This window comes from Acidovorax sp. PRC11 (assembly GCF_031844105.1).
Taxonomy (GTDB): Bacteria; Pseudomonadota; Gammaproteobacteria; order Burkholderiales; family Burkholderiaceae_C; genus Paracidovorax.
In genome coordinates, this window is record NZ_JAUZUQ010000015.1 from 22,301 (window position 1) to 35,671 (window position 13,371).

Consider the following 13,371-nt stretch of genomic DNA (forward strand, 5'->3'; position numbering starts at 1 on the left):
ATTCACAAAAATTGAATCGTTGCATCAATTTCATTGAAGATTTCCGGGGGCTCCCGTTCTAGACTGCGGCGCACGCACCTGTTATGCGCCCCTGACCAGAACGACCTCTGCCGAACCCCCATGAATCCGACCCGCCCGGCCCGCTACACGGCCACCGCCATCGCCCTGCACTGGATCCTCGGGGCGGCCATCGTGGCCGTCTTCCTGCTCGGGCTGTACATGACGGACCTGCCGTTCTCGCCGCAGCGCCTGAAGCTCTACAACTGGCACAAGTGGGCCGGCGTGGCGATCCTGGCGCTGTCGGCGCTGCGGTTGCTCTGGCGCCTCACGCACCGCCCGCCCGCCCTGCCCGCGGCCGTGGAATCCGCCATGCCCGCATGGCAGCGCGCGGCGCACCACGGGACGCACCACCTGATGTACCTGCTGTTCTTCGCCGTGCCGCTCGTGGGCTGGGCCTACAGTTCCGCCGCCGGCTTCCCGATCGTGTTCCTCGGCATCGTGCCGCTGCCGAGTTTCGTGCCGGCGAGCCCCGGACTGGCGGAGGCCATCAAGCCCTGGCACTGGATCACCGCCTACGCCCTGGCCGCGCTGGTGGTGCTGCATGTGGCCGCGGCCCTGAAGCACCAGCTCATCGACCGCGACGGCCTCATCGGCCGCATGCTGCCCGGGCGGGCCTGACGGGCCGGGCAATGGGCACCGCGGGCCGCCTGCGTCCTGTCACCGAATCAACGAACGAACCAACGGAGCGATCCATGCAACGACTTCCTTCCCTCTTCGCCGGTCTCGCGCTGGCATCCTCCGCGCTGCTGGCCGGCGCTCCCGCGTTCGCGCAGCAGAAGCTCGTGCCCGAGCAGAGCGAGATCACCTTCGTGAGCAAGCAGATGGGCGTGCCCGTCGAGGGCCGCTTCAAGAAGTTCGATGCGCAGGTGGCCTTCGATCCCGCCAAGCTCTCCACCAGCAAGGTCACGATCACCGTGGACACCGGCAGCGCCACCCTGGGCGTGAAGGAGTCCGACGCCGAGCTGCCCAAGGCCACGTGGTTCAACGTGCCCAAGTTCCCGCAGGCGACATTCCAGTCCACGGCCATCAAGTCCACGGGGCCGGGCAGGTTCGAGGTGGCCGGCAAGCTGAGCATCAAGGGCGCCACGCAGGACGTGGTCGCACCGGTCACGCTCACCCAGAGCGGCGCCACCACCGTCGCCACGGGCAGCTTCCCCATCAAGCGACTCGCCTTCAAGATCGGCGAGAACGAGTGGGCCGACACCTCCATGGTGGCCGACGACGTGCAGGTGAAGTTCAAGCTCGCGCTCACCGGCGTACCCAAGCTCTGACACCGGGCTGCCCGCGTCCCCGCGTCTTCCCTCGATTTCCTTCGTTCCCCCGTTCCCTTCGTTCTTTCTTTCTTTCTTTCAACCGGAGATACCGACATGCGCAAATCCCTGTTCGCCCTGGCCGCCGCGGCCGCCCTCGTTGCCGGTGCCGCCCAGGCGCAGACCGCCACGTACACGGTGGAGCCGACGCACACCTTTGCCACGTTCGAGATCAGCCACTTCGGCGCCAGCGTGAACCGTGGCCGCTTCGACAAGAAGGAAGGCACGATCGAGCTCGACAAGGCCGCCAAGACCGGCAAGGTGGACATCACCTTCCAGATCAACTCCATCAACACCGGCACGCCGCCCTTCGACAAGCACCTGCAGAGCGCCGACATCTTCGACGCAGCCAAGTACCCCACCGCGCGCTTCGTGGGTGACCAGTTCACCTTCGACGGCGACAAGCTCGTCTCCGTGGCCGGCAACCTGACCCTCAAGGGCCAGACCCATCCCGCGACCTTCAAGGCCAACCAGTTCGCCTGCTACCAGAGCCCGATGCTCAAGCGCGAAGTGTGCGGCGGCGACTTCGAAACGACCATCGACCGCACCCAGTTCGGCCTGGACTACGGCGTGCAGTACGGCTTCCCGAAGAACGTGCGCATCGTCGCCCAGGTCGAGGCCGTCAAGCAGTAAGCCCAGGCTGCTGCCCAGCGACGCGACGTTCCGGACCCGTGCCGGGGCGATGGCCGCCTTCCGCCCTTGCGCGGACGGCGGCTTTTTCATGCGTGCCCGGGCGGCTCACCGGAGGGGCGTGCGCACCGCCTGCACCGTGGCGTGCTTGCGCACGGGGCTGGAGAGCACGAGCGAGGTGGTGACCGCGCCATGCACCGCCAGCGCGTCCACCACGCGCTGCAGGTCGGCCGGCTCGGCGATGGCGCAGCGCACGATGAAGCAGTCCTGCCCGGTCACCCGGTCGGCCTCCAGCACCTCGGGCATGCGCTCGAACAACTCCAGGTAGGGCGCGATGCCCTGGTGCGTGGTCTCGATGCGGATGATCGCGGTGAGCCCCACGCCGAGACGGCGCAGGTCGACCCGCGCGCCATAGCCTTCGATGATGCCGGCGTCTTCCAGCTTGCGCACGCGTTCGCTCATCGCGGGCTGCGACAGGCCGATGCGCTTGCCCAGCGCGGCCAGGCTCTGCCGCGCATCCGTCTGCAGGGCCTGCAGGATCAGCCAGTCTTTCTTGTCGATTCGCATGGGGCTTCGGGGCCGTGGCGGGTTCCACGGCCGATGGTTCATCGGCGGGCAGGGGCTTTTTCCGATGCCCGCCCCTGTGCGCGCACGCCGCGCATGCCTATCGTAGGGCACGTTCCCATGACCCGTCGCCGCCGTTGCGCGGCCTGTTCCAGAAAAGGATTTTGTATGCAGCTCTACGGAATGCTCGACTCTCCCTATGTGCGCCGCGTCGCCGTCACCCTGCGGCACCTGGGCCTGCCGTTCGAGCACCGGTCCCTGTCGGTGTTCGGCGATTTCGGCGCGTTCCGCACGGTGAACCCGGTGGTGAAGGCACCCACGCTGGTGGCGGACGACGGCACGGTGCTGATGGACTCCACGTTGATCCTGCAATGGATCGATGCCGCCTCGCCGGAGGCGGCCGCGCGCCTGGTGCCGAAGAGCCCCGCGGCCCGCCTGCAGGACCTGCGCGTGGCCGGCCTCGCGCTCGCCGCGTGCGAGAAGGCGGTGCAGATCGTCTACGAACAGCGGCTGCGCCCGCCCGAGAAGCAGCACCAGCCCTGGCTGGACCGTACCGGCCTGCAGCTGGAATCCGCTTGCGCGCAGCTGGAGGAGGCCATCGCCCACGCGGGCAGCGCGGCGGACCTGACCCATGGCGGCATCGCCGCGGCGGTGGCATGGGGCTTCATCGGCCTGGTGCTGCCCGGGCGCATCGGGTCGCAGCCGCATCCCGCGCTGGCGGCCTTCGCCGTGGCGGCAGAGGACCTGCCCGCATTCAGGGCGTGCCCGCAGGTGGGCTGAGCGGCCGCCCATGAAAAACGGGCCGGCATGTGCCGGCCCGTGTCGCGTGCGCTGGATGCGGTGCCGCTCAGTGGCGGCCCGTGGTGTCCATGTGCTCCGTCTTGGTGTCGAGGATGGCTTCCGGCTCCTGCGCGGCCACCCAGTCGGGGTTGTCCAGGCGCTGGCGGAGCTGCTCGGTGTCGAGGTCGCCCGTCCACTTGGCGACGACGAGGGTGGCCACGCCGTTGCCCACGAGGTTGGTGAGCGCCCGCGCCTCGGACATGAAGCGGTCGATGCCCAGGATCAGCGCGAGGCCGGCCACCGGCACGTGGCCCACGGCCGAGAGCGTCGCCGCCAGCACGATGAAGCCGCTGCCCGTGATGCCGGCGGCGCCCTTGGAGGTCAGCAGCAGCACCAGCAGCAGGGTGATCTGGTGGGTGATGTCCAGCGGCGTGTTCGTGGCCTGGGCGATGAACACGGCGGCCATGGTCAGGTAGATGGAGGTGCCGTCCAGGTTGAAGGAGTAGCCGGTGGGGATCACGAGGCCCACGGTGGTCTTCTTCGCGCCCAGGTTTTCCATCTTCTCCATCATGCGCGGCAGCACCGATTCGCTGGAGGAGGTGCCCAGCACGATGAGCAGTTCTTCCTTGATGTACTTCACGAACTTCCAGATAGAGAAGCCGTGGAAGCGCGCGATCAGGCCGAGCACGACGAAGACGAACAGCAGGCAGGTCAGGTAGAACGAGCCCATGAGCTTGCCCAGGGACAGCAGCGAGCCCACGCCGTACTTGCCGATGGTGAAGGCCATGGCGCCGAAGGCGCCGATCGGGGCCACCTTCATGATGTAGCCCACGATGGTGAAGAGCACGTGCGAGGTCTTCTCGATGAAGTCGAACACCAGCGTGCCGCGGCCGCCGAAGCGGTGCAGGGCGAAGCCGAACATCACGGCGATCAGCAGCACCTGCAGGATCTCGCCCTTGGCGAACGCATCCACCACGGTGGTGGGGATGATGTTCATGAGGAAGTCGGTGGTGGTGCCCATCTTGCCGGGCGCCGTGTAGGCGGCGATGGACTTGGTGTCGATCGCGGAGGCATCGACGTTCATGCCTGCGCCGGGCTTGAGCACGTTGACCACGATGAGGCCGATGACCAGCGCGATGCTGCTCACGATCTCGAAGTAGAGCAGGGCGAGGCCGCCGGTGCGGCCGACCTTCTTCATGTCCTCCATGCCCGCGATGCCCACCACCACGGTGCAGAAGATGATGGGCGCGATGATCATCTTGATGAGTTTGATGAAGCCGTCGCCGAGCGGCTTCATCTTCTCGCCGATCTCGGGGAAGAAATGGCCCAGCAGCACGCCCACGATCACGGCGAACAGCACCTGGACGTAGAGCGAGCGGTAGAGGGGAAGTTTTCGGGCGGGGATGCGGGCGGTTGCGGTCATGCAGGCCTCTGGCGTCAAACAGGAAAAGAGCGGTGCGCGGGGCGCCTGTCTACGGGCGGCCGTCGCGCGGGTGACGCACTGTAAGGCCGCGTTGCGCGCAAAACATTGTGGGAAACCACATCGGTGACGCCGTCGCCATAGCCGCGGCCAGGCCTTCGCCATGGCCGGCGCGCCGCGCGCGGAAGCGGCCGCCCCGCCTGCGTGGTGGGCGCCCCCGGCCCCGGGCATACGCCCGTTGGCGTATTCCGCGCCGCGGCGGTGCTGTCCAGAATCGGCTCCATCGATCCACGGTCGTTCTTCATCCTTCCCCTCTCCGGAGCCCCACCATGCAACGTCGCTTCACTCTCCAGGCGCTGTGCGCCGCCGCCGCCCTGGCAGGCCTCTCCACGCTCCCGGCCCACGCCGCCGACACCATCAAGGTCGGCGTGCTGCACAGTCTCTCGGGCACCATGGCGATTTCGGAAACCGTGCTCAAGGACACGGTTCTGATGGCCATCGACGACATCAACGCCAAGGGCGGCGTGCTGGGCAAGAAGCTCGAGCCCGTGGTGGTGGACCCGGCCTCCAACTGGCCGCTGTTCGCCGAGAAGACCAAGCAGCTGCTGGGCCAGGACAAGGTCTCGGTGATCTTCGGCTGCTGGACCAGCGTGAGCCGCAAGTCCGTGCTGCCGGTGGTCGAGGAAATGAACGGCCTGCTGTTCTACCCCGTGCAGTACGAGGGCGAGGAACTGTCCAAGAACGTGTTCTACACGGGCGCCGCGCCCAACCAGCAGGCGATTCCCGCGGTGGACTACCTCATGAGCAAGGACGGCGGCGGCGCCAAGCGCTGGGTGCTGCTGGGCACCGACTACGTGTACCCCCGCACCACCAACAAGATCCTGCGCGCCTACCTGAAGTCCAAGGGCGTGAAGGATTCCGACATCGACGAGAAGTACACCCCCTTCGGCCATTCCGACTACCAGACCATCGTGGCCGACATCAAGAAGTTCAGCCAGGGCGGCAAGACGGCCGTGGTCTCCACCATCAACGGCGACTCCAACGTGCCCTTCTACAAGGAACTGGGCAACGCGGGCCTGAAGGCCAAGGACGTGCCGGTCGTCGCCTTCAGCGTGGGCGAAGAGGAGCTGCGCGGCGTGGACACCAAGCCCCTGGTCGGCCACCTGGCGGCCTGGAACTACTTCATGTCGATCAAGAACCCGACCAATACGGCCTTCATCAAGCAGTGGAGCGACTACGCGAAGAAGAACAACATCCCCGGCCACAAGGACAAGCCGCTGACCAACGACCCGATGGAAGCCACCTGGATCGGCGTGCACATGTGGGCGCAGGCCGTGGAGAAGGCCAAGAGCACCGACACCGACAAGGTGATCGCCGCGATGGCGGGCCAGACCTTCCAGGCGCCCAGCGGCATCGTCAGCAAGATGGATGAGAAGAACCACCACCTCCACAAGAGCGTGTTCATCGGCGAGATCAAGGCCGACGGCCAGTTCAACGTGGTGTGGAAGACGCCCGGCCCGGTCAAGGCCAAGCCGTGGAGCCCGTACATCGAGGGCAATGACAAGAAAAAAGACGAACCTGAGAAGAAGTGACACCCCCCTGAGGCCCTTCGGGCCTTCCCCCCGCTCTCGCCGTGCTGCGCACGGCGGGCAGGGGGACGACGCCAGCGGACCGGCGGAGCCGGCTCCGCGGCGTCTGCTGGCTTGGGCCGCGCAGTGCTTGCGCCGTGACGCTGACGGGCATTCGGCCGTCCCTTTTGTTCGTGACGTCCTTCCTCACACCATGTTTTCCAACTTACTTCATCGCCTGATCGCCTGCCTGCTGCTGTGTGCGGCGGTGCAGGCGCATGCGCTCACGGCGGAGGCGGCGCGGGCGATGGCCGCGGGCGATACCGACGAGCGGATCGCGGCGCTGCAGCAGGCCATCGCCACGCCCGACGAGGCCACGGTGGCGTTCATCCGGGCGATGGCGGACGATGCGGTCAGGATCGCGGGCGGCAAGGCCATCGTCGTCAAGGACGACAAGGGGCTGGACCCCGTGACGGGATCGGAAGTGCCCGTGCCTTCCGACGCCGAGGACATCGTCAACAACAACCGCATGCGCGGCGAGTTCGATGCGGCCCTGGCTTCGCTGCAGCTGCTGTCGCCCGACGTGGCCCGGCGCCGCGCCGCCATCGATGCGCTGCGCGAAGAGACCGACGAGGCGCGCCTGCCCCTCGTCGAGAAGGCGCTGGCGACCGAGGCGGACGCAGGCCTGAAGGCGCGGCTCTCTGCCATCCGCGCACGCATGCTGATCGGCAGCAGCGATCCGGCCCGCCGGCTGGAGGCCGCGAACCAGCTCGCCGACAGCGGCAACCCCGCCACGCGTACCGTGCTGCTGGAGCAGCTGCGCAATGAACAAGACCCGAAGGCCCGGGCCGCCATGCGGGCTGCGCTCCAACGCGTGGAAGACCGGCTGCAGTGGGGCGAGCGCCTGGCCGCGCTGTTCTCGGGCCTCAGCCTGGGCTCCATCCTGCTGCTGGTGGCGCTGGGCCTGGCCATCACCTACGGGCTGATGGGCGTGATCAACATGGCGCACGGCGAGCTGATGATGATCGGCGCCTACGCCACCTTCGTGGTGCAGGGCCTGTTCCAGAAATACCTGCCCGGCGCGTTCGACTGGTACCTGGTCGCGGCCGTGCCGGTGGCCTTCTGCGCGTCGGCGCTGATGGGCGCGGTGCTGGAGCGCGGCGTGATCCGGTTCCTCTACGGCCGGCCGCTGGAAACCCTGCTGGCCACCTGGGGCATCAGCCTCATGCTGCAGCAGCTGGTGCGCAGCGTGTTCGGCGCGCAGAACGTGGGCGTGGAGAACCCCGCCTGGATGAGCGGCGGCGTGCAGCTGATGGACAACCTGCAACTGCCCTGGAACCGCCTCGTCATCGTGGCCTTCGCCTTCGCGGTGCTGGCGGGCGTGGCCTTCCTCATCAGCAAGACGCGCCTGGGCCTCTTCGTGCGCGGCGTCACGCAGAACCGGCCGATCGCCTCGTGCATGGGCGTGAACACGGCGCGGATCGACACCTATGCGTTCGCGCTGGGCTCGGGCATCGCCGGGCTGGCCGGCTGCGCCCTGAGCCAGGTCGGCAACGTGGGGCCGGACCTGGGCCAGAGCTACATCGTGGATTCGTTCATGGTGGTGGTGCTGGGCGGCGTGGGCCAGCTGGCCGGCACCGTCTATGCCGCGCTGGGCCTGGGCGTGCTGAACAAGTTCCTCGAAGGCTGGACGGGGGCCGTGCTGGCCAAGATCGCCGTGCTGGTGTTCATCATCATCTTCATCCAGAAGCGGCCGCAGGGCATCTTCGCGGTCAAGGGGCGTACCGCAGATTGATATGGAGCCCCCCTGTGTCGCTTCGCTCCTTCCCCGCTCTCTCGCATTGCTGCGCAATGCGGGAGGAGGGACGCCGCCAGCGCGGCGGGGCGGCCCTTGCGCGGCGGCCGCTGGCGCGGGCCGTGGCGGTGGCTGCGGCCTTGGGCAATGCCGAACGCTGAAAAAATATGACCACTCCCATTTCCATTCAACTGCCAGCTCCGGCTCCGCTGCTCACTCGCACCGGCTGGACGGGCTTCATCGTGGCGCTGATCGTGGTGTGCGCCGTGGCACCCGCGCTGAACCTCTGGGTACCCGAGGGCAGCCCGCTGCACCTGTCGGACTACGCCGTGGCGCTGCTCGGCAAGATCATGTGCTATGCCATCTGCGCGCTGGCCATGGACCTGATCTGGGGCTACACCGGCATCCTGAGCCTGGGCCACGGCCTCTTCTTCGCGCTGGGCGGCTACGTGATGGGCATGTACCTCATGCGCCAGATCGGCCGTGACGGCAACTACAAGAGCGACCTGCCGGACTTCATGGTGTTCCTGGACTGGAAGGAGCTGCCCTGGCACTGGGCGCTCTCGGACAGCTTCGTCGCCACGCTGGTCCTGGTCGTGGCCGTGCCGGGCCTGGTGGCCTTCGTGTTCGGCTACTTCGCCTTCCGCTCGCGCATCAAGGGCGTGTACTTCTCCATCATCACGCAGGCCATGACCTATGCGGCCATGCTGCTCTTCTTCCGCAACGAGACCGGCTTCGGCGGCAACAACGGCTTCACCGACTTCAAGCGCATCCTGGGGCAGCCCATCGCCACGCAGAACATGCGCATGCTGCTCTTCGTGCTGACCGGGCTGGCGCTGCTGGGCTGCTTCCTGCTGGGCCGCTGGCTGGTGCGCAGCAAATTCGGCCGCGTGCTGCAGGCCGTGCGCGACGCGGAAACCCGGGTCATGTTCTCGGGCTACTCGCCGCTGCCCTACAAGCTCACCATCTGGACCATCAGCGCCATGATGTGCGGCGTGGCCGGCGCGCTCTACGTGCCGCAGGTGGGGATCATCAACCCGGGCGAGATGAGCGCGGCCAACTCCATCGAGATCGCGGTCTGGGCCGCGGTGGGCGGACGCGCGACGCTCGTCGGTCCCATCGTGGGTGCCTTCCTGGTCAACGGCGCCAAGAGCTGGCTCACGGTGACGGCGCCGGAATTCTGGCTGTATTTCCTGGGCGCGCTGTTCATCGCCGTGACCCTGTTCCTGCCCCAGGGCGTGGTCGGCCTGCTGCGCCGGCCCGGTAAGGCCCGCGCGCCGGCGCAGGAGGCCGCCGCCTCCGCTCCAGCGACCGCATCCGCCATCGACGCCAATGCAGCGAGCCTGCGCAAAGAGGAGGGCGTGGCATGACCCCCGAACTGATGGAAGCAGGCGCCCGCCGCGTGGGTGCTGCGCAGGCCCCGGCCGGACCGGGCCAGACGGAATCCGGCGGCCGCGCCGCAGGCTTCTCGCGCCTGGCCGTGCCCGGCGAAGTGGACGTCACGCACGGCCGCATCCTCTACCTGGAGGACGTGCACGTGGCCTTCGACGGCTTCAAGGCGATCAACGGCCTGAACCTCGACATCGCCCCGGGCGAGCTGCGCTGCATCATCGGCCCCAACGGCGCGGGCAAGACGACGATGATGGACATCATCACCGGCAAGACCCGCCCCGACCGCGGCACGGTGTACTTCGGCTCCACCATCGACCTGCTGCGCCACAATGAGCCCGGCATCGCGCAGCTGGGCATCGGCCGCAAGTTCCAGAAGCCCACGGTGTTCGAGCAGCTCACGGTGTTCGAGAACCTGGAGCTGGCGCTGAAGACGCACAAGGGCGTGGCGTCGTCGATGTTCTTCCGCCTCGATTCGGCCCAGCAGGACCGGCTCGCCGAGGTGCTGCGCACCATCCACCTCGCGCACCAGCCCGCGCGCCGCGCCGGCGAGCTGAGCCACGGCCAGAAGCAATGGCTGGAGATCGGCATGCTGCTCATGCAGGACCCGAAGCTGCTGCTGCTCGACGAGCCCGTGGCGGGCATGACCGACGAGGAGACGGCACGCACGGCGGAGCTGTTCCTGTCCTTGAAGGGCAGGCATTCGCTGATGGTGGTGGAGCACGACATGTCGTTCATCCGGACGATCTCCGAGAAGGTGACGGTGCTGTGCGACGGCGCGGTGCTGGCGGAGGGGACGCTGGACGAGGTGCAGGGGGATGAGCGGGTGATCGAGGTGTATCTGGGGCGGTGATGGTGTTTCGTTGTGGCTGTGCGTTTGTTTTCCGGGGCCGGGATGTGCGCCCGGCGGCGCCATGGAACTCGCTCCGCGCACTTTGTGCGCTGCGCTCGGTCATCCCCGGCGAGTGCTTCGCTCGGCCCTTGGTGCGCGAGTGCTTCGCACCGACCACCCCAGGTTGCCCCGTTCCGCCGGGGCGAGACCCGGCTCCCACCCTTAAAAAACCCTCCATATGCTCACCGTCCACAATCTCCACCAGTACTACGGCGGCTCCCACATCCTCCGCGACGTGAGCCTGACCGCGGCCCCCGGCAAGGTCACCGTCCTGCTCGGCCGCAACGGCGTCGGCAAGACCACGCTGCTCAAGAGCCTGATGGGCCTCGTTCCCGCCCGCAGCGGAACGATCGAATGGGAAGGCCTGCCGATCCAGGGCTGGACGCCGTACGAGCGCGCGCGCGCCGGTATCGGCTTCGTGCCGCAGGGCCGCGAGATCTTCGGCCGGCTGACGGTGGAGGAGAACCTGCGCATGGGACTGGCCTACAAGAGCGGCTCCACGCCGGTGCCGGAGCATCTCTATGCGCTGTTCCCGGTGCTGCGGCAGATGCTGGGACGGCGCGGCGGGGATCTGTCGGGGGGACAGCAGCAGCAGTTGGCGATCGCGCGGGCCCTGGCGCCCAGTCCGCGGCTGCTGATCCTGGACGAGCCGACCGAGGGCATCCAGCCGAGCATCATCAAGGACATCGGCCGCGTGATCCGCCGCCTGGCCGACGAGGGGCTGGACGGGCACCCGGTGGCGGTGCTGCTGTGCGAGCAGTACTACGACTTCGCCGAGGAACTGGCCGACGAATACCTGGTGATGGAGCGCGGCGAGATCATCGCGCGCGGGCCGGGCAGCGAGATGCAGGCGCAGGGGATCCGGCAGCTGGTGGCGATCTGACGGGGCGCGGCGGTACCGCACCCGGTGGACGTGACGGGCGCATGACGCTTCGCGCGCGGCGGCAGGGGTGTTGCAAGCGGCGCGGCGTCTGCTTGACCGCCGCGAACTCCAGCCCCTATGCTGGATGCGTGTGCGGCCGCCGTCCTTTCCTGTCCCGCCGCGTCGCCGTACTTCCGGTCCCATCCACGCCATGTCCGCTCCTTCCTCCACCGGCACCGACGCTACGCCACCGCCAGAGCCCCCATCTTCAGAGCCGTCGTCGTCCTCGTCTTCGTCGCCGCCACCTCCGCTCCAGGAACGCGAGATCACGCTGCTCAAGGCCGGCGTGCGGGATTTCGCGCAGATGGCCGCATCGCTGCCGCCGCCGCGCGCCCGGGAATGGATGGAGCGCATCCTGTCCTGCGTGCACGGGCTGCTGGCGGCGCACGGCGGGGTGCTGGCGCACTGGATGGACGACGGCGCGGCCGTGCTGTTTCCGTCCGAGGACCGGGGTGGAGACGGCAGCGACGGTGTGCGCCGCGCCGCCACCTACGCGGTGGCGCTGCAGATGGCGCTCAAGGAGCTCAACGACGCCTATCGCCAGGAGCGCCTGCCGCCCGTGTACGCGGGAGTGGGAATCGCCTTCGGCACGGCGCTCGTGGGGAACCTGCCGTCGTCCGGCCCCACCGGGCAGGCACCCGTGCTGCTGGGGGACGTGGTGTCCGACGCCGCCCAGTTGCGCGCGTTCGCGCTGCGCGGGCAGGTGCTGGTGAGCGAGGCGGTGTACCAGCGCTGCTGGACGATGGCCTCGCTGTCGGCGCCGGTGCAGGTCTTCGCCAAGGGCCGCGCGGCACCGCTCGCGATGCGCGAGCTCGTGGCCGTGCCGGGGCGCCGGCTGAAGGTGCCGCGCCAAGAGTTCCGGCGCAGCCTGCGGGTGGAAGCGAACCTGGCGTGCACCTGCCAGCGCGTGGAGGGCGGTGCGGTGCTGCCCCACCAGTTGCCCTGCACGGTGCGCGACATGGGCTACCACGGCGCGCTGCTGGAGCTGGCCGAGCCCGTGCCGTTGCACGGCGAACTGCGACTGGCCTTCGATCTGCCCATCGCCCGTTACCAGGCCCGCGACGTGTATGCGCGCGTGGTGACCCTCCACACCACCGGTCCGCAGGTGCTGGCCGGGGTGGAGTTCACCGCGACCTGCGCCGAGTTCGACGCCCAGGTACGGCGCTTCGTGCAGGGCATGGTCGCCCCCGGCTGACGGGGGAGGCCGCCGGTGCCGGCGGCGCGGCGCCAGGTGCCGCGCGTGGTTCAGTCCGCGCAGCCCAGCGCGTCCGCGAGCGCGCCGATGTCCGCGCAGTGCAGGTCGTTGCCGGGCCGCCGGGACACATCCTTGCGGTGGGCCTCGCCGAACTCGAGCGGGCGCTCGATGTAGGCGGTGCGCAGGCCGCAGGCGCGTGCCGCTTCCAGGTCCTCGTGGTGCGCCGCGGCCATCAGCACCGCGCCGGGCGGCAGGCCGAAGACCTGCGCGGCGCCGAGGTACACGGCCGGATCGGGCTTGTACGCGCGGAACACCTCGGCCGACAGGATGCAGTCCCAGGGCAGGCCGCCGGCCTTGGCCATGTCCGCGAGCAGGCCCAGGTTGCCGTTGGAGAGCGGGCACACCATGAAGCGGCGGCGCAGCCGCTCCAGGCCCCGCACGCTGTCGGGCCAGGGCCGCAGCCGGTGCCAGGCACGGTTCAGGTGGTCACGCTCCGCTTCGCCCCAGTGGTCCAACCCGAAACGCGGCAGCAGGCCGTCGAGGATCTCCCGGTGCAGCGCGTCCAGCACCGTCCAGCCGCGTCCGCCTTCGCGCACGCGCTGCATCGCCGGCTGGTAGCCGTCGCGCCAGGCCCGTGCGAACGCATCGCCGTCCACCTGCGGCGCGAGCACCGCCAGTTCGCGCACGAGGCTGCCGTGCCAGTCCACCACGGTGCCGAACACGTCGAATACGACCAGCCGGATGCCGTCGTCCGTGCCGGACGGGTCGGCAGCGGTAGAGGATGAAGGGGAGGGGAGGGAAGCCATGGCGTCCATCATGCCGCAGGGGCCGCGCGGGGAGCGCCCG

13 protein-coding genes are annotated in these 13,371 nt (G+C 68.6%); 10 read left to right on the forward strand and 3 right to left on the reverse strand.

What is annotated here, in order from left to right:
- Positions 1–120 precede the first annotated feature (120 nt).
- The 3 genes from Q9R47_RS16855 to Q9R47_RS16865 all read left to right on the forward strand — a co-directional run bounded on the left by Q9R47_RS16855 (position 121) and on the right by Q9R47_RS16865 (position 2,003).
- Entirely contained in the window at positions 121–678 is a 558-nt protein-coding gene (locus Q9R47_RS16855) for a cytochrome b (RefSeq protein ID WP_311234341.1), read from the forward strand.
- A gap of 74 nt (positions 679–752) precedes the next feature.
- Positions 753–1,331: a YceI family protein gene (locus Q9R47_RS16860; protein WP_311234342.1), complete on the forward strand. Its 579-nt coding sequence runs from the start codon at positions 753–755 to the stop codon at positions 1,329–1,331.
- Between the two features lie 96 nt (positions 1,332–1,427).
- Complete coding sequence (locus Q9R47_RS16865) at positions 1,428–2,003, forward strand: YceI family protein (RefSeq protein WP_311234343.1); 576 nt, start codon at positions 1,428–1,430, stop codon at positions 2,001–2,003.
- 105 nt (positions 2,004–2,108) lie between these two features.
- Here Q9R47_RS16865 and Q9R47_RS16870 read toward each other — a convergent pair whose 3' ends face one another.
- Complete coding sequence (locus Q9R47_RS16870; RefSeq protein ID WP_171427838.1) at positions 2,109–2,567, reverse strand: Lrp/AsnC family transcriptional regulator; 459 nt, start codon at positions 2,565–2,567, stop codon at positions 2,109–2,111.
- A 165-nt stretch (positions 2,568–2,732) separates the two neighbouring features.
- Between Q9R47_RS16870 and Q9R47_RS16875 the strand changes: the two genes are divergently transcribed.
- On the forward strand, positions 2,733–3,344 hold the full coding sequence (locus tag Q9R47_RS16875; RefSeq protein WP_311234344.1) for a glutathione S-transferase: 612 nt from the start codon (positions 2,733–2,735) through the stop codon (positions 3,342–3,344).
- 67 nt (positions 3,345–3,411) lie between these two features.
- Here the strand turns inward: Q9R47_RS16875 and Q9R47_RS16880 are convergent, their stop codons facing one another.
- Positions 3,412–4,767, reverse strand: coding sequence for a dicarboxylate/amino acid:cation symporter (locus Q9R47_RS16880; RefSeq protein WP_311234345.1), 1,356 nt, complete (start codon positions 4,765–4,767; stop codon positions 3,412–3,414).
- A 326-nt stretch (positions 4,768–5,093) separates the two neighbouring features.
- Between Q9R47_RS16880 and urtA the strand changes: the two genes are divergently transcribed.
- The 6 genes from urtA to Q9R47_RS16910 all read left to right on the forward strand — a co-directional run bounded on the left by urtA (position 5,094) and on the right by Q9R47_RS16910 (position 12,525).
- Positions 5,094–6,356 carry an urea ABC transporter substrate-binding protein gene (gene urtA / locus Q9R47_RS16885; protein ID WP_311234346.1) on the forward strand — a complete coding sequence of 421 codons (1,263 nt, stop codon included), beginning with the start codon at positions 5,094–5,096 and terminating at the stop codon, positions 6,354–6,356.
- A 190-nt stretch (positions 6,357–6,546) separates the two neighbouring features.
- The gene (urtB, locus tag Q9R47_RS16890) at positions 6,547–8,127 is read left to right on the forward strand and encodes an urea ABC transporter permease subunit UrtB (protein ID WP_311234347.1); all 1,581 of its coding nucleotides are present in this window, start codon (positions 6,547–6,549) and stop codon (positions 8,125–8,127) included.
- Positions 8,128–8,294: 167 nt separating this feature from the next.
- Positions 8,295–9,497, forward strand: coding sequence for an urea ABC transporter permease subunit UrtC (gene urtC, locus Q9R47_RS16895; protein ID WP_311234348.1), 1,203 nt, complete (start codon positions 8,295–8,297; stop codon positions 9,495–9,497).
- Positions 9,494–10,369, forward strand: a complete 876-nt coding sequence (gene urtD, locus Q9R47_RS16900) for an urea ABC transporter ATP-binding protein UrtD (protein WP_311234349.1) — start codon at positions 9,494–9,496, stop codon at positions 10,367–10,369. Before urtC ends, urtD begins: the two co-directional genes overlap by 4 nt.
- 217 nt (positions 10,370–10,586) lie before the next feature.
- Entirely contained in the window at positions 10,587–11,291 is a 705-nt protein-coding gene (gene urtE, locus Q9R47_RS16905) for an urea ABC transporter ATP-binding subunit UrtE (RefSeq protein ID WP_311234350.1), read from the forward strand.
- Between the two features lie 190 nt (positions 11,292–11,481).
- A complete protein-coding gene (locus Q9R47_RS16910) occupies positions 11,482–12,525 on the forward strand; it encodes an adenylate/guanylate cyclase domain-containing protein (protein ID WP_311234351.1) in 1,044 nt (347 codons plus the stop codon).
- Between the two features lie 50 nt (positions 12,526–12,575).
- Here the strand turns inward: Q9R47_RS16910 and Q9R47_RS16915 are convergent, their stop codons facing one another.
- The gene (locus Q9R47_RS16915; protein ID WP_311234352.1) at positions 12,576–13,331 is read right to left on the reverse strand and encodes a haloacid dehalogenase type II; all 756 of its coding nucleotides are present in this window, start codon (positions 13,329–13,331) and stop codon (positions 12,576–12,578) included.
- Positions 13,332–13,371 lie beyond the last annotated feature (40 nt).

What these genes read in the sequence shown, in the direction of transcription:
- Q9R47_RS16880 (WP_311234345.1), bottom strand. Translation starts at nt 4,767, where the DNA reads ATGACCGCAACCGCCCGCATCCCCGCCCGAAAACTTCCCCTCTACCGC.
- Q9R47_RS16855 (WP_311234341.1), top strand. Translation starts at nt 121, where the DNA reads ATGAATCCGACCCGCCCGGCCCGCTACACGGCCACCGCCATCGCCCTG.
- Q9R47_RS16915 (WP_311234352.1), bottom strand. Translation starts at nt 13,331, where the DNA reads ATGGCTTCCCTCCCCTCCCCTTCATCCTCTACCGCTGCCGACCCGTCC.
- urtC (WP_311234348.1), top strand. Translation starts at nt 8,295, where the DNA reads ATGACCACTCCCATTTCCATTCAACTGCCAGCTCCGGCTCCGCTGCTC.
- Q9R47_RS16865 (WP_311234343.1), top strand. Translation starts at nt 1,428, where the DNA reads ATGCGCAAATCCCTGTTCGCCCTGGCCGCCGCGGCCGCCCTCGTTGCC.
- urtB (WP_311234347.1), top strand. Translation starts at nt 6,547, where the DNA reads ATGTTTTCCAACTTACTTCATCGCCTGATCGCCTGCCTGCTGCTGTGT.
- Q9R47_RS16870 (WP_171427838.1), bottom strand. Translation starts at nt 2,567, where the DNA reads ATGCGAATCGACAAGAAAGACTGGCTGATCCTGCAGGCCCTGCAGACG.
- urtD (WP_311234349.1), top strand. Translation starts at nt 9,494, where the DNA reads ATGACCCCCGAACTGATGGAAGCAGGCGCCCGCCGCGTGGGTGCTGCG.
- Q9R47_RS16910 (WP_311234351.1), top strand. Translation starts at nt 11,482, where the DNA reads ATGTCCGCTCCTTCCTCCACCGGCACCGACGCTACGCCACCGCCAGAG.
- urtE (WP_311234350.1), top strand. Translation starts at nt 10,587, where the DNA reads ATGCTCACCGTCCACAATCTCCACCAGTACTACGGCGGCTCCCACATC.
- Q9R47_RS16875 (WP_311234344.1), top strand. Translation starts at nt 2,733, where the DNA reads ATGCAGCTCTACGGAATGCTCGACTCTCCCTATGTGCGCCGCGTCGCC.
- Q9R47_RS16860 (WP_311234342.1), top strand. Translation starts at nt 753, where the DNA reads ATGCAACGACTTCCTTCCCTCTTCGCCGGTCTCGCGCTGGCATCCTCC.
- urtA (WP_311234346.1), top strand. Translation starts at nt 5,094, where the DNA reads ATGCAACGTCGCTTCACTCTCCAGGCGCTGTGCGCCGCCGCCGCCCTG.